The 19913-nt window shown below is 72.6% G+C and carries 16 protein-coding genes, 1 tRNA gene and 1 riboswitch; of the genes, 9 read left to right on the top strand and 8 right to left on the bottom strand.

The genetic code is table 11. The annotated features are described in order from the left end of the window. Positions 1 to 68 precede the first annotated feature (68 nt). Positions 69 to 908, bottom strand: a complete 840-nt coding sequence (locus tag P2H44_RS04725) for an AAA family ATPase (protein WP_275762293.1) — start codon at positions 906 to 908, stop codon at positions 69 to 71. Between the two features lie 430 nt (positions 909 to 1338). Between P2H44_RS04725 and dksA the strand changes: the two genes are divergently transcribed. The 5 genes from dksA to P2H44_RS04700 all read left to right on the top strand — a co-directional run bounded on the left by dksA (position 1339) and on the right by P2H44_RS04700 (position 5593). Next, the gene (gene dksA / locus P2H44_RS04720) at positions 1339 to 1761 is read left to right on the top strand and encodes an RNA polymerase-binding protein DksA (protein ID WP_275762292.1); all 423 of its coding nucleotides are present in this window, start codon (positions 1339 to 1341) and stop codon (positions 1759 to 1761) included. Positions 1762 to 2104: 343 nt separating this feature from the next. Next, positions 2105 to 2215: riboswitch (TPP riboswitch) on the top strand. 101 nt (positions 2216 to 2316) lie between these two features. Further along, positions 2317 to 3285: an ABC transporter substrate-binding protein gene (locus P2H44_RS04715; protein ID WP_275762291.1), complete on the top strand. Its 969-nt coding sequence runs from the start codon at positions 2317 to 2319 to the stop codon at positions 3283 to 3285. After that, positions 3286 to 4041, top strand: coding sequence for an ABC transporter ATP-binding protein (locus P2H44_RS04710; RefSeq protein WP_275762290.1), 756 nt, complete (start codon positions 3286 to 3288; stop codon positions 4039 to 4041). It abuts the gene before it with no gap. Beyond that, positions 4038 to 4790, top strand: coding sequence for an ABC transporter permease (locus P2H44_RS04705; protein WP_275762289.1), 753 nt, complete (start codon positions 4038 to 4040; stop codon positions 4788 to 4790). The genes P2H44_RS04710 and P2H44_RS04705 overlap by 4 nt, the downstream gene beginning before the upstream one ends. 221 nt (positions 4791 to 5011) lie before the next feature. Continuing rightward, positions 5012 to 5593, top strand: a complete 582-nt coding sequence (locus P2H44_RS04700; RefSeq protein ID WP_275762288.1) for a VPLPA-CTERM sorting domain-containing protein — start codon at positions 5012 to 5014, stop codon at positions 5591 to 5593. Positions 5594 to 5726: 133 nt separating this feature from the next. On the opposite strand, the gene betA is transcribed toward P2H44_RS04700, so the two are convergent. From betA to betI, 4 genes are read right to left on the bottom strand one after another with little or no spacing between them, the layout of a single operon-like run. Continuing rightward, positions 5727 to 7388, bottom strand: coding sequence for a choline dehydrogenase (betA, locus tag P2H44_RS04695; protein WP_275762881.1), 1662 nt, complete (start codon positions 7386 to 7388; stop codon positions 5727 to 5729). A gap of 26 nt (positions 7389 to 7414) precedes the next feature. Further along, the gene (locus P2H44_RS04690; RefSeq protein WP_275762287.1) at positions 7415 to 8080 is read right to left on the bottom strand and encodes a glutathione S-transferase family protein; all 666 of its coding nucleotides are present in this window, start codon (positions 8078 to 8080) and stop codon (positions 7415 to 7417) included. A gap of 51 nt (positions 8081 to 8131) precedes the next feature. Continuing rightward, positions 8132 to 9667, bottom strand: coding sequence for a choline-sulfatase (betC, locus tag P2H44_RS04685; RefSeq protein WP_275762286.1), 1536 nt, complete (start codon positions 9665 to 9667; stop codon positions 8132 to 8134). Continuing rightward, positions 9664 to 10362, bottom strand: a complete 699-nt coding sequence (gene betI / locus P2H44_RS04680) for a transcriptional regulator BetI (protein WP_275762285.1) — start codon at positions 10360 to 10362, stop codon at positions 9664 to 9666. The genes betC and betI overlap by 4 nt, the downstream gene beginning before the upstream one ends. A gap of 144 nt (positions 10363 to 10506) precedes the next feature. On the opposite strand from betI, the gene choX reads away from it, so the two are divergent. The 4 genes from choX to P2H44_RS04660 all read left to right on the top strand — a co-directional run bounded on the left by choX (position 10507) and on the right by P2H44_RS04660 (position 16038). Beyond that, a complete protein-coding gene (gene choX / locus P2H44_RS04675; protein ID WP_275762284.1) occupies positions 10507 to 11445 on the top strand; it encodes a choline ABC transporter substrate-binding protein in 939 nt (312 codons plus the stop codon). A gap of 344 nt (positions 11446 to 11789) precedes the next feature. Further along, positions 11790 to 12626 (top strand): choline ABC transporter permease subunit, encoded by an 837-nt coding sequence (choW, locus tag P2H44_RS04670; protein ID WP_275762283.1) that lies wholly within the window; start codon positions 11790 to 11792, stop codon positions 12624 to 12626. An 11-nt stretch (positions 12627 to 12637) separates the two neighbouring features. Beyond that, complete coding sequence (gene choV / locus P2H44_RS04665; protein WP_275762282.1) at positions 12638 to 13672, top strand: choline ABC transporter ATP-binding protein; 1035 nt, start codon at positions 12638 to 12640, stop codon at positions 13670 to 13672. Positions 13673 to 13896: 224 nt separating this feature from the next. Continuing rightward, positions 13897 to 16038, top strand: a complete 2142-nt coding sequence (locus tag P2H44_RS04660; RefSeq protein ID WP_275762280.1) for an HAD-IIIC family phosphatase — start codon at positions 13897 to 13899, stop codon at positions 16036 to 16038. A 49-nt stretch (positions 16039 to 16087) separates the two neighbouring features. Here P2H44_RS04660 and denD read toward each other — a convergent pair whose 3' ends face one another. From denD to P2H44_RS04645, 3 genes are all read right to left on the bottom strand, one after another. Then, on the bottom strand, positions 16088 to 17047 hold the full coding sequence (gene denD, locus P2H44_RS04655) for a D-erythronate dehydrogenase (protein ID WP_275762279.1): 960 nt from the start codon (positions 17045 to 17047) through the stop codon (positions 16088 to 16090). Positions 17048 to 17130: 83 nt separating this feature from the next. Next, a complete protein-coding gene (locus P2H44_RS04650; RefSeq protein WP_275762277.1) occupies positions 17131 to 19635 on the bottom strand; it encodes a non-ribosomal peptide synthetase in 2505 nt (834 codons plus the stop codon). A gap of 193 nt (positions 19636 to 19828) precedes the next feature. Beyond that, positions 19829 to 19902 (bottom strand) — tRNA-Cys (locus P2H44_RS04645). Between the last annotated feature and the right edge of the window lie 11 nt (positions 19903 to 19913).

The following is a 19913-nucleotide window of genomic DNA, read 5'->3' as shown; positions in this document are numbered from 1 at the left end:
CGGCCGCGCCGGGGGGCTGAAAGGGGGCGATCCCGGGGGCCGGGGCGCTCAGGCCCCGCGCGCGGCGCTCAGCGCTCGCGCCGCGCCATGAAGGCCAGCCGCTCGAACAGGTGCACGTCCTGCTCGTTCTTCAGCAGCGCGCCGTGCAGGCGGGGCAGGGCGTCGGTGGGCGACTGGCGCAGGTCGGCCGCGTCCAGGTCGTCGGCCATCAGCAGCTTCAGCCAGTCCAGCACCTCGGAGGTCGAGGGCTTCTTCTTCAGGCCGGGCGTGTCGCGGATGTCGTAGAACTGGGTCAGCGCGCCGCGCAGCAGGCTCTGCTTGATGTCGGGGAAGTGGACCTTGACGATCTCCGACATGGTCTCGGCGTCGGGGAACTGGATGTAGTGGAAGAAGCAGCGGCGCAGGAAGGCGTCGGGCAGCTCCTTCTCGTTGTTCGAGGTGATCAGCACGATCGGGCGGACCTTGGCGCGCACCAGCTCGCCGGTCTCGTAGACGTAGAATTCCATCCGGTCGAGCTCCTGGAGGAGGTCGTTGGGGAACTCGATGTCGGCCTTGTCGATCTCGTCGATCAGCAGCACCACCTTCTGCTCGGCGTCGAACGCCTCCCAGAGCTTGCCCTGCTTGATGTAGTTGCGCACGTCGCGCACCCGCTCGTCGCCGAGCTGGGAGTCGCGCAGGCGGCTGACCGCGTCGTACTCGTAAAGGCCCTGCTGGGCCTTGGTGGTGGACTTGATGTTCCACTCGATGATCGGCAGGTCGAGCGCCGAGGCGACCTGGCGCGCCAGCTCGGTCTTGCCGGTCCCCGGCTCTCCCTTGACCAGGAGCGGACGCTCCAGCGTGATGGCGGCGTTCACCGCGATCTTCAGGTCCTCGGTGGCGACGTAGTCGCGCGTGCCTTCGAACTTCATGGGCTTTCGCCGCTCCCCGGTGCGTTTCTCCCGCGTCCCTGCGCCTGCGCCGCTCCTGACCGGAGCGTTCCGTCTGGCGGTCGGGACGCCTCACGAAATTGGTGGCACATACGGGCGGGTATGGGCAAGGGCGAGGCGCGGGGCGGCGACGACTCGTCCGCGTCGGCTTCCGCCAACAGTCTGGGGCGCCGACATACTGTGCGGAATGATGCGGTGCGGCGCCGAAGATATGGGCATTTACGGCCGGGCGTGTCGGTAACGAACCTTTCGCGTGACTTAATCGTGACCGGGGTCTATACGAACCCGCGGCGACGCAAGGGGCGCGGCGCGACAGGCCCTCCGGCGAACGCTCGGCGCGTTCAGGCCAGGAGGCCGCCGGCTCCGGATGGGTCGCCGCGGGGTGGCAAGACGAGCATCGAGGTGCCTGGCGATGAAGTCCGAAATCGTGCTTGAGGCCGAGTATTTTCCGTCCGAGGATGAACCTTTCATGAACCCTCGGCAGCGGGAATACTTCCGCCGCAAACTGACCGACTGGAAAGAAAGCATCCTGGCCGAAAGCCGCAGCACGCTGGAAGGCCTGCAGGAAAGCGGCCAGTCCGTTCCCGACCTGGCCGACCGCGCTTCCGCCGAGACCGACCGCAGCCTCGAGCTGCGCACCCGGGACCGGCAGCGCAAGCTGATCTCGAAGATCGACTCGGCCCTGCGCCGGATCGAGGACGGATCCTACGGCTACTGCCAGGTCACCGGCGATCCGATCAGCCTCAAACGTCTCGACGCCCGCCCCATCGCCACCCTGAGCCTCGCGGCGCAGGAGATGCACGAGCGGCGCGAGAAGGTGTATCGCGACGACTGACGCGCGCCCCGTCCGCAGGGAGACGGGAGGCGGGCGCGACGACGCCGAGACCGCGAAAGGGGCCGCTCCGGGCACGGAGCGGCCCTTCGCATATGCGGGGCAGGGCGGCCGGATCCGCCCGCGAATCGCCCCCGCCGCGCCCCGCGGCATGGCCCGTTCGGGGCGCCCGATTCGCCCCTGATTCGGAATCGGCCGCCCGGATGTGTCTGTAAAACATTATGAAATCATGATCTCAATTGCTGCGCTGCAGCAGCGGGGCAGGTCCTTGCGCTTCCGCGTCTTGCCGCCCGGTCCGGTTCCTGATCCCCGTCGTTGACAGGCCCCGTCCGCCCGCGTTAGCTCGGCCCATCCGTCGGGGCGTCCCAAGACCAGGGGCTGAGAGGTGCGTGTGCGCATCAACCCGTCGAACCTGATCCGGGTCATGCCGGCGAAGGGAAACGGATGCGGCGCGCACGGCCCTCCCCAGGGGAGAGGCGCGTCGACCCGCCTCCTCCGTCGCCAGGGTCCCGGACCTGCAACCGCGCCGCATCCCGCGGCGCCTGGACGAGGCCCGACATGCTCCGATCCTCCGCCCTTTCCGCCGCCCTCGCCGCCCTGACGCTGGCCGGCGCGACCGCCCTGCCGGCCGCCGCGCAGGAGAAGCTGACCCTGGTGCTCGACTGGTTCGTGAACCCCGACCACGGCCCCATCGTCGTGGCGCAGGAGAAGGGCTGGTTCGCCGAGGAGGGGCTGGAGGTCGAGATCGTCGCCCCCGCGGACCCCGCCGACCCTCCCAAGATGGCCGCCGCCGGGCGCGCCGACATCGCGGTGGGCTACCAGCCCCAGCTGCACCTCCAGGTGCACGAGGGCCTGCCGCTGATCCGCGTCGGCACGCTGGTCGCCACGCCCCTCAACTGCCTGCTGGTGATGGCCGACGGCCCCGTCCAGACCGTCGCCGACCTCAAGGGCCGCAAGATCGGCTACTCGGTCGCGGGCGTCGAGGAGGCGCTGCTGACCGCCGTCCTCGGCAAAGCCGGGCTCACGCTCGACGACGTCGAGCTGATCAACGTCAACTGGTCCCTTTCCCCCGCGGTGATGTCCGGCCAGGTCGACGCCGTCATCGGCGCCTTCCGCAATTTCGAACTCAACCAGATGGAGATCGAGGGCCGCCCCGGCAAATGCTTCTACCTCGAGGAGGAGGGGCTGCCCGCCTATGACGAGCTGATCTTCCTCGCCAATCCCGAGACCATGAACCGCGAGACGATCGCGAAGTTCCTCCACGCCGTCGAGCGGGGCACCCAGTTCATCGTCAACCACCCGCAGGAAAGCTGGGAGATCTTCGCCGGGACCTCGACCGAGCTCCAGGACGAGCTGAACGAGAAGGCCTGGGTCGACACCGTCCCCCGCTTCGCCCTGCGCCCCGCCGCCTTCTCCGCCGGCCGCTGGGCCGCGTTCGAGGCGTGGCTGGCCGAGGCCGGGCTGGTGGACGAGGCCTGGCCCGTCTCCCGCTTCGCCATCGACGTCACCGCCCAGCCGGCCGAGTGAATGCGCCCCCCCGGTCTTCGCCTCTCGGGTCGTCTCGACCTCGACCCGACCGGGGCGGGGGGCGGGGGCGCGCCCCTCTCGATGACCGCGCCGGCGGGCCTGTGGACCTGCCTGCTGGGCCCCTCGGGCGTGGGCAAGTCCACGCTCCTGCGCCTGCTGGCGGGCCTGCCGACCGGCGTCGCCTTCGACGGGACCGCGGGGGACGAGCAGGGCGCGCCGCTGGGCGACCGGGTCGCCTGGATGGCGCAGTCCGACCTGCTGCTCCCCTGGCTGACGGTGGCCGAGAACGTGGTCCTCGGCGCCCGCCTGCGCCGCCGCCCGCCCGACCGGGCCCGGGCGGCGGAGATGATCGCGGCCGTCGGCCTCGCCGATCACGCCGCCAAGACCCCCTCGGAGCTTTCGGGCGGCATGCGCCAGCGCGCGGCGCTCGCCCGCCTGCTGATGGAGGATCGCCCCGTCGCCCTTCTCGACGAGCCCTTCGGCGCGCTCGACGTGCGCACCCGCGCCGAGATGCAGGCGCTGGCCTTCCGCGCGCTCGCCGGGCGCACGGTGCTGCTGGTGACCCATGATGCGCACGAGGCCGCGCGCCTGGGCCACCGCATCCTGCTGATGACCGAGACGGGGGTCGAGGAGGCCGCGCCCCCCGCCACCGCCCCCCTGCGGGACCCCGCCGGCGCCGATGTGCTGGAGGCGCAGGCCCGCCTGACCCGCCGACTGCTGGCGCCCGCCGACGCCGTTCGGGGGCAGGGGGCATGAGGGGGGGCTCCGCGCTCGGCGGTCTCGCGGCCGCGCTGGTGCTGCTGGCGATCTGGCAGGCGGTGGTGTGGTCGACCGGGGTCGCGCCCTTCATCCTGCCCAGTCCCCTGCGGGTGGCGCAGGCGCTGTGGGACAACCGCGCCCTGATCCTCGAACACGGCGCCTACACGCTGATCGAGGTGCTCGCCGGCCTCGCGCTGGGCGCGATCCTGGGGGCGGCGACGGCGATCCATCTCGCGCTCTCGCCCCTCGCGCGCCGGGTGCTGCTGCCGGCGCTGGTGTTCAGCCAGGCGGTGCCGGTCTTCGCGCTGGCCCCGATCCTGACGCTGTGGCTGGGCTACGGCATCGGCTCGAAGATCCTGATGACGGTGCTGATCATCTACTTCCCCGTCACCTCCGCCTTCCTCGACGGCCTGCGGCGCACCGATCCGGCGCTGCTCGACCTCTCGGCGGTGATGGGCGGCTCGCGGTGGAGCGAGCTGTGGCGCCTGCGCCTGCCCGCGGCGCTGCCCGACCTCGCCTCCGGCCTGCGGCTCGCCGCAGTCTACGCCCCCATCGGCGCGGTGATCGGGGAGTGGGTCGGCGCCTCCAAGGGCCTCGGCCACCTGATGCTGCTGGCGAACGGACGGGCGAAGACCGACCTGATGTTCGCCTCCCTCTTCGTGCTCGCCCTGGGCGCGGTGCTCCTCTACGTCCTGCTCGGCGTCGCCGCCCGCCGGCTGGAGCGGTGGAGCCGCACCGGGCGCTGAGCCCGCGATCTTCCAGCCTCTTCCAGCCGGCGCCAGATATGCCAAACTTGCCAAGGCCTTGCGAATTGCACGGGCCGCGGCCGGATCGTAGGCTCCGCCCAATCGCCCCGGCCGGGGCCCGGCGCCGTCGCGCGCGCCGCCCCGGCCGGCGCGCCGCCCGAGGGCGCGACGCTCCGCCGTGGGGGCGAGCGCGCGCCCGCGGGCCCTGGGGGAACCACCGGATGATCCGACCACTGCTCGGGGCGGCCGCCCTGTCCTGCCTGCTCGCCTCGCCCGCCGCCGCGACCGTCGTCTACGAGGTGAGGATCCCGACGCTCTACGGCGGCGCCGACCAGGCGAGCGTCTCGGGGACCATCACCACCGACGGCACGCTGGGCGAGATCGACGACGCCGCGATCACCGCCTGGTCGCTGACCTTCGCCGGCACCGGCGGCGTGAGCGTGACGCTCAGCGACGCGGACGGGGCCCTGGGCGACGCCTACATCTTCGCCTGGGGGCTGCTGGCGACGCCCGACGCGCTCTACCTCTCCGCCGATCTCTCGCCCTACATGGAACTCGGCTACGACGACGGCGACTACGCGACCGACGCCTACCTGCAGATCTCGTCCGGCCAGTGGCAGTTCCACTTCAACCAGCCCGGGACGTCCTTCTGGACCTACGGCGACGCGCTGCCGGGAGAGCTCGGCGAGGGCTACCTGCTGGTGGGCGAGGCGCAGGCCGCCGCGGTGCCGCTGCCCGCGGCCGCCGGCCTGCTGGGGGCGGCGCTCGCCGGCCTAGGCCTCGTCGCCCGCCGCCGCGCCTGACCCCGTCGGTCCCGGATCCACGCCTCAGCGATCCGGGTCCCCGCCGGCCGAGCCTCCGGCCGGCGCGGGCCGAGGGCGGTCCGGCGTCCCTGCGTCCCGTCCCTCGGCCCCTTTTCTTCCCTCGCCGCGCCTCTCAGCGGTCGGAGACCTGCCAGCGCGGGTTGATCCAGGGCTCGGCGTTCTCGGCGGGCAGGGGGGGCTTGCCCAGGATCATGTCCGCCGCCTTCTCGCCCACCAGGATCGAGGGCGCGTTGGTGTTGCCGTTGGTCACCCGCGGAAAGATCGAGCTGTCGGCGACCCGCAGCCCCTCGACCCCGATCACCCGGCACTCGGGATCCACCACCGCCGTCGCGTCGTCCGCGCGCCCCATGCGGCAGGTGCCGCAAGGGTGGTAGGCGCTTTCGGCATGTTCGGCGATGAAGGCGTCGATCTCCGCGTCGGACTGGACCTGCGCGCCCGGCTGGATCTCCTTGCCGCGGAAGGCGTCGAAGGCGGGCTGGGCGAAGATCTCGCGCGCGATGCGGATGCAGCGGCGGAAATCGATCCAGTCCTGCTCGGTCGACATGTAGTTGAAGGCGATCTTCGGGGCCTCGTTGGGGTCGGCGGAGCGCAGCGTCACCGCGCCCCGCGACTCCGCCCGCATCGGGCCCACATGCGCCTGGAAGCCGTGCCCCTCCGCCGCCGCCTGGCCGTCGTAGCGCACCGCGATCGGCAGGAAGTGGAACTGCACGTCGGGGTAGTCGACGCCCGCGCGGGAGCGCACGAAGGCCGCGCTCTCGAACTGGTTCGAGGCGCCGAGACCGGTCTTGAGGAACAACCACTCCGCCCCCGCCAGCGCCTTGCCGAACAGGTTCCAGTGCTTGAACAGCGTGATCGGCTGGGTGCAGGCCTGTTGGATGTAGACCTCGAGGTGGTCCATCAGGTTCGCGCCCACGCCGGGCCGGTCCGCGACCACGGGGATCCCGTGGGCCGCGAGCTGCGCCCCCGGCCCGATCCCCGAGAGCATCAGCATCTTGGGCGAGTTGATCGAGGAGGCCGCCAGCACCACCTCCCGCCGCGCGCGGATCACCGAGACCTCGCCGCCGCGCTCCACCTCCACGCCCACCGCGCGCCCGTCCTCGATGACGATGCGCCGCGCGAGGCAGCGGTGCAGCGCCAGGTTCGCCCGCTTCAGGGCGGGCTTGAGATAGGCGTTCGCCGCCGACCAGCGACGGCCCTTCCAGACCGTCTGCTCCATCGGGCCGAAGCCCTCCTGCTTCTCGCCGTTGTAGTCGTCGGTCCGTTCGTATCCCGCCTGGACGCCGGCCTCGACGAAGGCGTGGAACAGCGGGTTCTCCCGCGGGCCGCGGGTGACGTGCAGGGGGCCGGAGCGGCCGCGCCAGTCCGGGTCGCCGCCATGGCCGCCGTCGTGCCAGCTCTCCATCCGCTTGAAGTAGGGCAGCACGTCGGCGTAGCCCCAGCCGCTCGCGCCCTGTTCGGCCCAGTGGTCGTAGTCGCGGGCATGGCCGCGCACGTAGACCATGCCGTTGATCGACGAGGAGCCGCCGACGACCTTGCCCCGCGGCACCACCAGGCGGCGGTTGTTCAGCTTCGGCTCCGGCTCGCTCAGGAACCCCCAGTCGTAGCGGCGCATGTTCATCGGATAGCTCAGCGCCGCGGGCATCTGGATGAAGGGCCCCGCGTCGGTGCCCCCGTGCTCGAGCACCAGCACCGAGTTCGCGCCGTCCTCCGACAGCCGGGCCGCCAGCGCCGAGCCGGCCGAGCCCGAGCCCACCACCACGAAATCCGCCTCCATCGAGACGCCGCGCCGCTGCGTGCCGCTCATCGCCCCGATCCTCCCGGGCGCTGGTTGTCGAAGGAGATCATCACGTGCTCGGCGAAGGCCGGCCGGGCCGTCAGGTCCGCGTAGTAGCGGCTGACGTTGGGATGCGGGGGCATCGTCAGCTCCCCGGTCTCCTCCAGCCGGTGGAGGCGATAGAGCAGGTGCCCCGCGATCACGTCGGCGAAGGAGAACGCCTCGCCGATCCACGGCGACGTCGCCAGGTGCGCGTCCAGCATCCCCAGCACGCGGGCGGTCGCGGCGACGCCTTTCTCCAGCGCCGCCGGGTCGCGCTGCTCGGCCGTCTGGCGCACCAGCGGCACGAACACCTGGTAGAGGAACACCGGCTGGTAGGTGACCTTCGCCCACTCCGCCCACTTGTCGAGCGTCGCGCGCGCCAGCGGATCGCGGGGCCAGAACGCCTCGTCCCCGTGCATCGCGGCCAGGCAGCGGACGATCGCGGCGCTCTCGAACAGGGGAACGCCGTCGATCTCCACCGCGGGGATCGTGCCGTTGGGGTTCATCGCGCGATACTCGGGCGTGTCGGTGCCGCCCCAGGCGCCGCCCACGTCGGTCCGCTCGACCTCGAGCCCCAGCTCGGCCGCGCACCACATCACCGTCTGCACGTTCGAGGACGTGGCGCGCCCATGCACCTTGATCGTCGCCATGCAAGCTCTCCTCGCTTGTCGCGCGGGCCGCAGGCGGCCTGCGTGCGCGCCTCATTCTCCCCGTGGAAACCGCTGGGATTCCTCGAGAATGTTCAGATCCATGTGGTTGCGCATGTAGCGCTCCGAAGCCTTCTGGAGCGGCTGGAAATCCCACGGGTAATAGGCCCCGTTGCGCAGCGCCTCGTAGACCACCCAGCGCCGGGCCTGGCTCTCGCGCACCTCGGCGTCGAAGGCCGGCAGGTCCCACAGCGCGGCGACCTGCGCCGCGAAGCCCGCCGCCGTCTCGGCATGGGCGGGGTCGTCGGCGAGGTTGGTCAGCTCATGCGGATCGGCCTCGAGGTCGAAGAGCTGCGGCGGGTCCAGCTCGCAGTGCACGTATTTCCAGCGGCCCTGCCGCAGGCCGACCAGCGGCGCGTTCGAACCCTCGGCCGCATACTCCATGCGCACCGGCGCCTCCCGCGGCTCGCCCTGCGCCAGCGGGACGAGGTTTTCACCGTCGGTCCAGGGCGCTATCTCGGAGATATCGACCCCCGCGAGCGCCCCCAGCGTCGGGGTCACGTCGATGGTCGAGACCGGCGTCTCCACCCGCCGGGGCGCGAGATCGGGCGCCGCGATCATCAGCGGCACCCGGGCCGAGCCCTCGAAGAAGCTCATCTTGAACCACAGCCCCCGCTCGCCCAGCATGTCGCCGTGGTCGGAGAGGAACAGGACGATCGTGTCCTCCGCCTGCCGGGTTCCGCGCAGCGCCTCGAGGATCTCGCCGATCTTGTCGTCGAGATAGGAGATGTTGGCGAAATAGGCCCGCCGCGACCGCCGGACGTCCTCCCCCGTGATGTCGAAGCTGCGCCAGTCGTTGGCGTCGAACAGCCGCTTCGAATGCGGGTCCTGCTCGGCATAGGGGATCGCGGGGACCGGGGGCGCGAGGTGATCGCAGTCCTCGTAGAGGTCCCAGTATTTCTTGCGCGCCACGTAGGGGTCGTGCGGGTGGGTGAAGCTGACGGTCAGCATCCACGGCCGCTCGTCCTTGCGCCGGCCGAGGTCATAGACCTTGCGCACCGCGTGGTAGGCGACCTCGTCGTCGTATTCGAGTTGGTTGGTGATCTCGGCCACGCCCGCGCCGGTGACCGAGCCCATGTTGTGATACCACCAGTCGATCCGCTCGCCCGGCTTGCGATAGTCGGGGGTCCAGCCGAAGTCGGCGGGGTAGACGTCGGTGGTCAGCCTCTCCTCGAAGCCGTGAAGCTGGTCGGGGCCGACGAAATGCATCTTGCCCGACAGCGTGGTGGCGTAGCCCGCCCGGCGCAGGTGATGCGCGTAGGTGGGGATCGAGGAGGCGAACTCGGCCGCGTTGTCGTAGACCCGGGTGCGCCGCGGAAGCTGGCCCGACATGAAGCTCGCCCGCCCCGGCGCGCACAGCGGCGAGCCGGTGTAGGCGTTCGCGAAGCGCACCGAGCGCGCGGCCAGCGCCTTGAGGTTGGGGGCGTGCAGCCACTCCGCCGGGCCGTCGGGGAACAGGGTCCCGTTCAGCTGGTCGACCATCAGGATCAGGATGTTGGGACGCCGGGGCGTCGCGGCGGGGGTCGTCATTCGGCGGGAAGCCTCCGGCTGTCGCTGGCGGTGCGGGGGGACGGCGCGCCCTGCGCCGTCGAAGAAGCGGGCAGGGCGGCCCCGGCCCCGCCGGGCGCGGGACGCGTCCGGGCGGCGCAGGCCGCGAGGGAGAGGTCGAGGTAGTCCAGCGTCAGGCGCTTGGCCTCCTCGGCGTCGGGGGCGCGGTCCTGCAGGGCGCAGCGGATGTAGAGCCCGTCGATCATCGAGGCGATTCCCTGGGCGATTCGCCTCGCCTCGGCCTCGCCGACCAGGGGCCGCAGGTCATGGACCAGGTTCGAATCGAGCCGCCGCGCATAGACCCGCAGCAGCCGCGCCGCCTCCGGCGCGGTCTGGGCCAGCACGTAGAACGCGAGCCACGAGGCGACGCATTCCCGGTCGAACTGCTCGCCCGAGAACGAGGCCTCGACCAGCGCCCGGATGCGCGCCGCGGGGCCGGTCGCCGCGCGCTGCCGCTCGCGCACCGAAGCGCCGAATTCCCTTAGGATATGGCGCATCGCGGCCAGGAAGATCTGGTCCTTGGAGCCGAAGTAATGATGCGCCAGCGCCGCCGAAACGCCGGCGCGCGCGGCGATCCGGCCCACGGTCACGTCCAGCGATCCCACGCGCCCGATCTCTGCGATCGTGGCGCGGATCAGCGTCTCGCGGCGGATGGTTTCCATTCCGATCCGGGGCATTCCGTGGTCCTTGTCCGAACACAACCGTTTACTTCCGGCTCCATCTGTTTTTTGATTGAGCCGTCAATCAAAAGCAACCCCGCCGCGCGGCGCACCCCTCGGGGCGACGTCGCGGGGCCGGGCCCGACCCGACAGGAGATGCAGATGAAGTCCTCTTCCTTCCTGACCCGTGCGTGCGCCGCCATCGCGCTGGCCGCCGTCGCCGGCGCGCCGCTGGCCGCGCGGGCCGACTGCGACGAGGTCACCTTCTCGGACGTCGGCTGGACCGACATCACCACCACCACCTCGATCGCCAAGCACGTGCTGACGGGGCTGGGCTACGACGTGGACGTGAAGGTCCTCTCGGTGCCGGTGACCTTCGCCTCGCTGGAAAGCGACGACGTCGACGTGTTCCTGGGCAACTGGATCCCGGCCCAGACCGGCGCCATCCAGCCCTATCTCGACAAGGGCGAGATCGAGCAGATCGCGGTGAACCTCGAGGGCACCAAGTACACGCTCGCCGTGCCCACCTACCTCTACGACCAGGGCCTGAAGACCTACGCGGACATCCACAAGTTCGCCGAAGGGCTCGACAACAAGATCTACGGCATCGAGCCGGGCAACGAGGGCAACGTCTACCTCGTGAGCCTGACCGAAGAGAACAAGTTCGACCTCAAGGACTTCGAGGTCGTCGAGAGCTCCGAGCAGGGCATGCTCGCCATGGTCGCGCGCGCCTACAAGAAGGAGGAGCCGGTGGTCTTCCTCGGCTGGGAGCCGCACCCGATGAACGCCAACTTCTCGCTCAAGTACCTCACCGGCGGCGAGGACTTCTTCGGCGGCGAGGGCCAGGTCTACACCACCACCCGCAAGGGCTACGTCGAGGAGTGCCCCAACGTCGGCAAGCTCCTGAAGCAGATGAAGTTCTCGCTGGCGATGGAGAACGAGATCATGGGCAAGATCCTCGACGAGGGCGAGGATGCCGACGACGCCACCGCGGCCTGGCTGAAGGCCAACCCCGGCGTGATCGAGCCCTGGCTCGAGGGCGTCACCACCAAGGACGGCGAGCCCGGCCTGCCGGCGGTGAAGGCCGAGCTGGGGCTGTGAGCCCCGCGCCCCGGCGCGCCTGAGGGGGCGCCCGGGGAGGCACGCGGAGGCCGGCGCGGCGCCCGGGGCCCGGCCCGCCGCGAGGGGGCCGGTCCGACCGGCGCCCGAAGATCCAGGGACGGCGCGCGGGGCCTCTCCCCCGACGCGCCTCCCGCCCGCCCTCCCCGGCGCGCCGGGGGAGAGGCCCCGATCCCGGCGGGCGCCCCGGCTCAAGGGTCGCCGGAGATCGGAGAAAGACCGGTGCGCGCGCACCGCCCGCAGGCTAGACCGCGTCCCCAGGGGAGGCGCGTCGCGGCGGGCAGGGCGCCGCTCCGCCGACGCTTTCGAGGGAAGAGGGGACCAGCTTGGACTGGCTGAGCGACTACAAGATACCCGTCGGCAAGGTGGCCGGCGCGTTCTTCGACTGGCTGCAGGATCACGGCGGCTGGTTCTTCGACGGGCTCGCGGACGTGATGTCGGCGATGATCGAGGCGCTGCTGTGGATCCTGCAGGAGCCGCCGGCGATCCTCGTGGTGGCGGTCTTCGTGGCCCTGACCTGGTTCCTGCAGCGCTCGTGGAAGCTGTGCCTGGGCGTGTTCCTGGGCTTCCTCTTCATCCTCAACCAGGACTACTGGGAGGAGATGACCGAGACGCTGTCGCTCGTCGTCTCGTCGTGCATCGTGTGCATGGCCGTGGGCGTGCCCATCGGCATCGCCGCAGCCCACCGCCCGCGCCTCTACGCCTGGATGCAGCCGGTGCTGGACCTGATGCAGACGCTGCCCACCTTCGTCTACCTGATCCCGGCCATCGTCTTCTTCGGCATCGGCATGGTGCCGGGCCTGATCGCCACGGTGATCTTCGTGGTCCCCGCCCCGATCCGCCTGACCTACCTGGGCGTCGTCTCCACCCCCAAGCCGCTGCTCGAGGCGGCGGAGGCCTTCGGCGCCACCGGCTCGCAGAAGCTGTGGAAGGTGGAGCTGCCCTATGCGCTGCCGCAGATCATGGCGGGCCTGAACCAGACCATCATGCTCTCGCTCTCGATGGTCGTCGTGGCGGCCCTGGTCGGCGCCGACGGCCTCGGCGTGCCGGTGGTGCGCGCGCTCAACCAGGTGAACACGGCCCTCGGCTTCGAGAGCGGCTTCATCATCGTGGTCGTGGCGATCATGCTCGACCGCATCCTGCGCATCGGCCAGCGCAAGTGACGGGGGCGAGCATGACCACGCGACAGACCCGCCCCGCCGCCGTGACCTTCGACGCGGTGAACATCGTCTTCGGCGGCGACCCCGACGCCGCCCTCCCCCTGATGGACCGCGGCCAGACCCGCGCCGAGATCCAGGAGCGGACCGGCCAGGTTCTGGGCGTCCACGACTGCAGCCTCGAGGTCGGCGAGGGCGAGATCCTCGTGCTCATGGGCCTCTCGGGCTCGGGCAAGTCCACGCTCCTGCGCGCGGTCAACGGCCTCAACCCGGTCTGCCGCGGCCGGGTGCTGGTCAACGACGGCGAGGGGATGACCGACGTCTCGACCTGCGACGCGAAGACCCTGCGCCGGATCCGGCTGAGCCGCGTCGCCATGGTCTTCCAGCAGTTCGGCCTGCTGCCCTGGCGCAACGTGGTCGACAACGTGGGCCTCGGCCTCGAGCTCGCCGGCATGTCGGAGAAGGAGCGCGAGGCGAAGGCCCGCGCCCAGCTCGACCTCGTCGGCCTGACCGACTGGGCGGAGCGCAAGGTGGCCGAGCTCTCGGGCGGCATGCAGCAGCGCGTGGGCCTCGCCCGCGCCTTCGCGACCGAGGCGCCGATCCTGCTGATGGACGAGCCGTTCTCGGCCCTCGATCCGCTGATCCGCACCCGTCTCCAGGACGAGCTGCTGGAGCTTCAGCGCAACCTCCAGCGCACCATCATCTTCGTCAGCCACGACCTCGACGAGGCGTTCAAGATCGGCGACCGGATCGCGATCATGGAGGGCGGGCGCATCGTGCAATGCGGCACCCCGCAGCAGATCATCCGCGAGCCTGCGAACGACTACGTCGAGGATTTCGTGGCCCACATGAACCCGCTGGGGGTGCTGCGCGCCTCCGACGTCGCCCAGCCCGGCCATGCGCCCGAGGGCTGCGGCGTGATCGGCCCCGACATGCCGGTCCGCGAGGTGCTGGAGCGGCTCGCCGACAGCCCCACCCTCCAGGTCCGCGGCAAGGACGGCGAGGACCTGGGCATCATCCGCGCCGAGGAGGTGGTCAAGGCCCTCTCCTGACCGCCGCGCGGCGATACGCGTGGACTGGAGGGGCGCGTGGCCAGGGGCCTCGCGCCCCCGCGCCGAACCGGGCGTGGGGCGCCTCGCCCGCCCCGACCCATCGACGCAGCCCCGGTCATCCACATGAAAAGCCATGACGCGGCGGGTCGGCGACGCTATTTTCCGCCCGACGCGCCGCGCGGGGGGATCGCGCGGCGCACCAGCAAGTTCGGGGAGCGCAGGTTTTGACGCAGACGGGCATCCCGCACGCCGCAAACGCCCCGGGCCGCGCCGCGGCCGGCGGGATCGACCCCGCCCTCCTGACCGCCCGGCGGGACCGGCTGGCGCTGGACCTGGTGGCCACCGCCCGCCTCGTCCCCCGTTTCGCGGCTGAGATTGAGGCCGCCGGCGACGACGGCCGCGACCTTGCGGAACGGGAGAACATCAGCCTCGTCGACTACGCCGTCGGCTGGCTGGCGCGCGGGGACGCCACTTCCCGCGCCCTCTACATCGGGGAGCGGGCCAAGATGGCCTACGACCCGGCCCACGACGCCGCCGCCCGCGACCTCGCCATCCGCGCCCTGCTCGAAAGCGACGCCCGCATCTTCGAGGCCGCCCTCGCCGAGGCGCCCGCGCCCGCCCGCGCCGCGGTGCGCGAGGGCTTCGCGCAGGCCGCGTCGCTCTTTTTCGGCAAGCCCGCCAGGCAGCTCGACGTGCTCCTGGTCGGGGACTGCCTGCACCTCGACGTGGTCTCCTTCCTGGCCGAGCCGCTGGCCCGAGCCGGGGTGGGCATCGCCCCCCATTTCATCACCGACAAGGACGCCGCCGGCGCTGCGAAGGCGATCCGCCGCCTGCGCGACCGCAGCTTCCACGCGATCTTCTACAGCCCCTTCACCTACGAGAACGGCCTCGCCTGGCCCCAGCTGCTGCACGCGCGCCGCTCGGTCCTCGCGGGCCGTGCCCGCGACGAGGCCAAGGCGGCCATGTTCGGCGAGATGGAGACGGTGGCCCGCGCGCTCGCCACGACCTTCTCGGGTCCGATCTTCGTGCACAACTCGGCCGTCGTGCCCCGCCACATGGGCACGGTGAAGGAGGCCGCGAAGCGCCTCGTCACCGCCCCCCTGCGCCGGGCCCTGCGCGCCGAGATCGACGCCCGCGTCGACGCGACCCTCGCCGCCCTGAACGCCGAGACATTTCCCCACCTGCACAAGCTCGACGAGACCCGTTGGCTCGAGCGTGCGGACGAAGGGGAGTTGGGCGCCTATCTCCACCACCACGGCCTCCAGCACCCCGCCCGCCTCGGTGCGCGCCTTGCCGAGGACTATGCGCTCGCGCTCGAGACCGTCGCCCATCTGCTGGGCAAGAAGCTGGTCGCCTGCGATCTCGACAACACGCTCTGGGACGGGGAGATCGGCGAGGGCGCGGTCACCCAGTTTCATGACCGCCAGGCCGTCCTGCGCCGCCTGCGCGAGAAGGGCGTGCTGCTGGCGACGCTGTCGAAGAACGACCCCGCCAACGTCCGCTGGGACGGCGCCACCCTGGGCGACGCCGACTTCGTGCACCACAACATCTCCTGGCAGCCCAAGGCGCTGGCCTTCCCGCGGATGGAGAAGGACCTGAACCTGAAGCGGAAGGACTTCGTGATGCTCGACGACCGCGCCGACGAACGCGCGCTGGTCACCGAGACCTACCCCGAGGTCCGCGCCTTCGACCCGGTCGAGCCGCGCACCTGGGCCGCCTTCGCCCTGTGGGAACGGCTGCTGGACCCCGACCCCGACATGGACCGCACCCGCATGTATCGCGACCGGGCCGAGCGAGAGGCCGCCCTCCAGGCCCAGGAGGAGGCCGAGGGCGCCGACCGCGCCGCGATGTTCGCCACCCTGGGCCTGACCCTGAAGGTGTGGGAGGCCGGCAAGGCCGACCTCAAGCGCGCGACCGAGCTCGTCAACCGCACCAACCAGTTCAACACCACCGCCGCCCGCGTCAGCTACGCCCAGATGCTCGAATGGGCGCAGAGCGGGGAGCACAAGGTCCTCGTCGCCTCGATGTCCGACAAGTTCGGCGACATGGGCGTGATCTCGGTGCTGGCCGCCGACGCGGCCGCCGAAGGCTCGCAGGGGCAGGTCGACGTTCCAGCCTTCGTGCTCTCATGCCGCGTGTTCGGCTACGGCGCCGAGACCGCGCTGCTGGCCGAGACCCTGCGCTGGGCCGAGAGCCGCGGCCAGGGCGTGCGGGCCCGCATCGTGCCCACCCTGGTCAACGGCCCCTGCCGCGAGGTCTACGCCGAGGCCGGCTTCGCCCCTGCCGGCGAGAACGCCTGGACCTGGTCGCCCGGCGACCCGATCCCCCAGGCGCCGGAGTGGTTGACGGTCGAACGCCCCGGCTGAGCCGGCCGGCAGCCCGCCGCGCGGCAGTCGCTGCCGACGGGCCCCGCGCCTAGAGCCCCATCGCCCGCTGGTGCGCGGCGACGATGGCGCCGATGCCGGCGTCGCCGACCAGCCCCAGCGACTCCGCCCGCGCGGTGTCGAAGCGGCTGGGCCAGCTCGCCAAGATCGCCTCGATGGCGGGGTCGGGCCGGTGCGCGACCAGGGCCGCGGCCTCCGGTCCGCAGGCCTCGGTCAGCGCCGCCAGCATCGCGCGGGGCGTGGTCTCGATGCCGGGCAGGTTCACCTCGACCCGGTCGCCCAGCCGCCCCCGCTCCAGCGCCGCCAGCGCCACGATGTTGCGAAGGGTCGCGTCGGGAGAGCCGATCCACAGCGGCAGGTCCAGGTCCACCGGGCAGACCGCCATCTCCCCCGCCATCGGCTCGCGCAGGATCGAGCTGGCGAAGGACGAGGCGGCCGCGTTGGGCCGCCCCGGGCGCACCACCACCGTCGGCAGCCGCCCCACGATCCCGTCCACGAAGCCCCGGCGCGAGGCGTCCGCGACCAGCAGCTCCCCCATCGCCTTCTGGGTGCCGTAGCTCGAGCGCGGCCGCAGCACTTGGTCGTCGGGCACCACCGGCGGGCAGTCCGCCCCGAACACCGCCAGCGAGCTTGCGAAGAAGAAAAGCGGCCGATCCGCCCGCGTGCGGCAGGCGTCGAGCAGCCGGCGCGTGCCGTCGAGGTTCACGCGCATCCCCGTCTCGAACTCCGCCTCCGCCTGGCCGCTGACCACGGCGGCGAGGTGGAAGACCGCGCCCGTGGCGGGCCCGATCACCTCCGCCAGCGCCGCTTCGTCGTCCACGCTCCCGATCACCGATGCCACCCGCGGGTCCGGCGTCGGGCAGGGCGCGAGGTCCAGCGACACGATGCGCTCGAAGGCCGGGCGGGGCGCGCCCGCGTCCTTCGCCGCCAGCAGCGAGGCGACCAGGCGCGCCCCCAGGAACCCGGCGCCGCCGGTGACCACGAGGTCCATGACCTCTCCCTCCCCTCGTTCGATTATCATTGGAGGGGCATCATATCGCGCCCGCGCCCGCGCGCCACGGTTGCGCTCCGGCTTCAGTCCTCGGCCAGGAAGCGCAGGATCGCGGCCGCGAGCGCCGGCGCCGCCCCCGCGCCCGCCATCGCCAGGTGGTCGCCGGGCAGACGCAGCGCCTCGACCTGCGGCCCCGCCAGCGCCCGCCACTCGGCCTCGCGCCGGTCGGCCGAGGGATCGTCGGCCGCGATGACCAGCAGCGTCCGGGTCCCCGCGGGCAGGGCGGGCGGGGCGCACAGCGCCATCGCCACCGTCGTCGCCGCCTCGCGTCCGCCGACCCGCGGCAGGCCCATCAGGCGGCCAGCCAGCGCTCCGGCCGCGCGCAGCTCTCCCGCCCGCGCCGCCTCGGCCACCCGCCGCAGCGCCAGCCGCGGCTCGGTCCAGGGGGCGAGCGGGTCGATCAGCGCCAGGCGCGGCGCGGGCAGGCCCCGCGCGACCAGCGCCGCGGCGGCCTCGCCCGCCACCATCGCGCCGAAGCTGTAGCCCAGCAGCGTCGCCGCCTCCGCGCTCTCGCTCCGCCGGTCGAGGTCCGCGGCCACCGCCTCGGCCGCGTCGCGCCCGTAGGCCGCCATGCGCGCGGGCGGATCGCGCCGGGGCGGGGGGCGCACGCCGATCACCTCGGCCCGCCCCTCCAGCGCCTGCGCCAGCGGCATCAGGTCCGCGAGGCCCCCGGGCCCCATGTGCATCGCATGCAGCCGCGGCCGTCCCCGCGCCGGCGCCGTGCGGTTCAGCGCCGCCCGCCGCGCCCCCGCCAGCCGCGCGCCGGCGGCGCGCGCCGCCTCCAGCCGCCGGGCGAGCCCCGCCACCGTCGCCCCCTCCAGCACCAGCGACTCGAGCGGCAGGCTCACGCCCAGCCGCCGCTCGCAGCCCAGCGCCATGGCCATCGCCTGCAGCGAGTCGCCGCCGATGTCGAAGAAGTCGTCCTCCCGCCCGAAGCCGCCGGCGCCCAGCGCCTCCCGCCAGGCCTCGGCCACCAGCGTCTCGACCTCGCCGCGGGGCGGGCCGCCCTCGCCCTCGCCGTCGTGGGCGGGTTCGGCGAACGGGTCGGGCAGGGCCGCGCGGTGCAGCTTGCGCGCGACGCCGATGCGGGGCAGCTCCGCCACCACCCGGATCCGCCCCGGGACCATCCAGCCCGGATGCGCCTGCGCCAGCGCCGCGCGCAGGGCGGAGGGGTCGAGCCGCGCCCCCGCCTCCGGCACCACATGGGCGGCCAGCCGACGCGCCCCGCCCGGGCCCTCCCAGGCGCTCGCCGCCGCCTCGGCCACGCCGGGCAGGGCGACCAGCGCCCGCTCCACCTCGATCAGGCGCACGGCGTAGCCGCGGATCTTCACCTGGTCGTCGATCCGCCCGGCCGCGTGCAGGACGCCCGCCGCGTCGAACCAGCCCAGGTCGCCGGTGCGCCAGCGGCGCACGCCGGGCTCGTCGGTCTCCTCGAAGGCGGCGGCGGTCTCCTGCGGCCGGCCGATCCAGCCGCGGGCGATGTGGCGGCCGCGGGCGACGATCTCGCCGATCTCCCCCACCGCCGCGGGCGCGCCGGAGGGGTCGAGCACCGCCACCACCCCCGGCCGGTCCGGCGGGCCCAGCGGCATCCCCGTGGGCGCCACCGCGTCCCCGTGCCGGTGGTCGTGGGTGGTCATCAGCGGCGCCTCGTTCGAGCCGTAGCTGTTGCGCAGCACCGCCCCCGGGAGCGTCATCCGCTCGAAGGCGGCGGCGTCCTCGGCGGTCAGCGCCTCGCCGCTCAGGATCAGCGTGCGCAGGTCCGCGAAGGGCCCCGCGCCGGCGGCGGCCAGCGCGCGGAAGGCCGCGGTGAAGGTGCGCAGGTGGGTGATGCGGCGCGCGTCCAGCGTCTCGGCCAGCCCCGCCGGCCCCAGCCGCGCGAAATCCGCGACCGTCAGCGTCGCGCCGGCCATCAGCGTGGTCAGGTAGGTGTGGATCCACCACGAGCCGGTCAGGCAGGGCCGATCCTTCGGCGTCCAGAGCTGGAGCGTGTCGTAGAGGTCGAACAGCGCCTCGTTCGCCTCATGGTGCAGCTCCACCGCCTTCGGCCGCCCGGAGGAGCCCGAGGTGAAGCGCACCGCCACCCGCATCCCCGCGTCCGGCGGCCGCCGCGCGAAGGGCGGGGCCTCGCCCGGGCGCACCGTCTCCGGCGCGGGCGGCACGAGGACGGGCATGCCCTCCCCGAAGCGCCCGCGCCCGTCGGCGTCGTCCAGGATCGCCGCGCGCACGCCGATCTCCTCGACCACCGCGGCGATCTGGGCGTCGGGCAGAACGGGATCGAGCGGCGCGAAGGCGAAGCCCGCCTTCCAGGCCGCGGTGAAGGCGACGATCCGGGGCGTGCCCGGCCCGCCCATATGCGCCACGGTCGCGCCTCGCGGCAGGTCCAGCGCCGCCAGACCCTCGGCCAGCAGGTCCGAGGCCGCCTCGAGCCCGCCCCGGCTGATCGCCGCGCCCCGCGCGACGTCCACCGCGGCGTCCCGCCCCGGCGCCTCGGCGGCCCGCGCCGCGATCGCGTGCAGAAATCTCTCCAATCCCCGGGCTCCAATCCGCATCCCGCCCGGGAAGCGAGCCGCCGCGCGAAGCGCAAGTCAATCGTCCGAATGAGGGAGGCCTGCGGAATGGAGCTCAAGCCCCCGGAATCGCTCGCTCCGCGCGCCGGAGGCGTGGCCGGTTCAGGCGCGGACCAGGCCCGCGAGGGGCCGGCGTTCGGTCAGGAAGGGGGGATGGAGGCGACGACCGGAATCGAACCGGTGTACACGGATTTGCAATCCGCTGCGTAACCACTCCGCCACGTCGCCATCCGAGCGTG

The sequence above is a fragment of the Albimonas marina genome, assembly GCF_029223255.1.
GTDB lineage: Bacteria > Pseudomonadota > Alphaproteobacteria > Rhodobacterales > Rhodobacteraceae > Albimonas.
This window is presented reverse-complemented; position numbering and strand designations above follow the sequence as displayed.

What these genes read in the sequence shown, in the direction of transcription:
- betI (WP_275762285.1), bottom strand. Translation starts at nt 10,362, where the DNA reads ATGCCCCGGATCGGAATGGAAACCATCCGCCGCGAGACGCTGATCCGC.
- choV (WP_275762282.1), top strand. Translation starts at nt 12,638, where the DNA reads ATGACCACGCGACAGACCCGCCCCGCCGCCGTGACCTTCGACGCGGTG.
- P2H44_RS04700 (WP_275762288.1), top strand. Translation starts at nt 5,012, where the DNA reads ATGATCCGACCACTGCTCGGGGCGGCCGCCCTGTCCTGCCTGCTCGCC.
- P2H44_RS04690 (WP_275762287.1), bottom strand. Translation starts at nt 8,080, where the DNA reads ATGGCGACGATCAAGGTGCATGGGCGCGCCACGTCCTCGAACGTGCAG.
- P2H44_RS04725 (WP_275762293.1), bottom strand. Translation starts at nt 908, where the DNA reads ATGAAGTTCGAAGGCACGCGCGACTACGTCGCCACCGAGGACCTGAAG.
- betA (WP_275762881.1), bottom strand. Translation starts at nt 7,388, where the DNA reads ATGGAGGCGGATTTCGTGGTGGTGGGCTCGGGCTCGGCCGGCTCGGCG.
- dksA (WP_275762292.1), top strand. Translation starts at nt 1,339, where the DNA reads ATGAAGTCCGAAATCGTGCTTGAGGCCGAGTATTTTCCGTCCGAGGAT.
- betC (WP_275762286.1), bottom strand. Translation starts at nt 9,667, where the DNA reads ATGACGACCCCCGCCGCGACGCCCCGGCGTCCCAACATCCTGATCCTG.
- P2H44_RS04710 (WP_275762290.1), top strand. Translation starts at nt 3,286, where the DNA reads ATGCGCCCCCCCGGTCTTCGCCTCTCGGGTCGTCTCGACCTCGACCCG.
- choX (WP_275762284.1), top strand. Translation starts at nt 10,507, where the DNA reads ATGAAGTCCTCTTCCTTCCTGACCCGTGCGTGCGCCGCCATCGCGCTG.
- P2H44_RS04705 (WP_275762289.1), top strand. Translation starts at nt 4,038, where the DNA reads ATGAGGGGGGGCTCCGCGCTCGGCGGTCTCGCGGCCGCGCTGGTGCTG.
- P2H44_RS04715 (WP_275762291.1), top strand. Translation starts at nt 2,317, where the DNA reads ATGCTCCGATCCTCCGCCCTTTCCGCCGCCCTCGCCGCCCTGACGCTG.
- denD (WP_275762279.1), bottom strand. Translation starts at nt 17,047, where the DNA reads ATGGACCTCGTGGTCACCGGCGGCGCCGGGTTCCTGGGGGCGCGCCTG.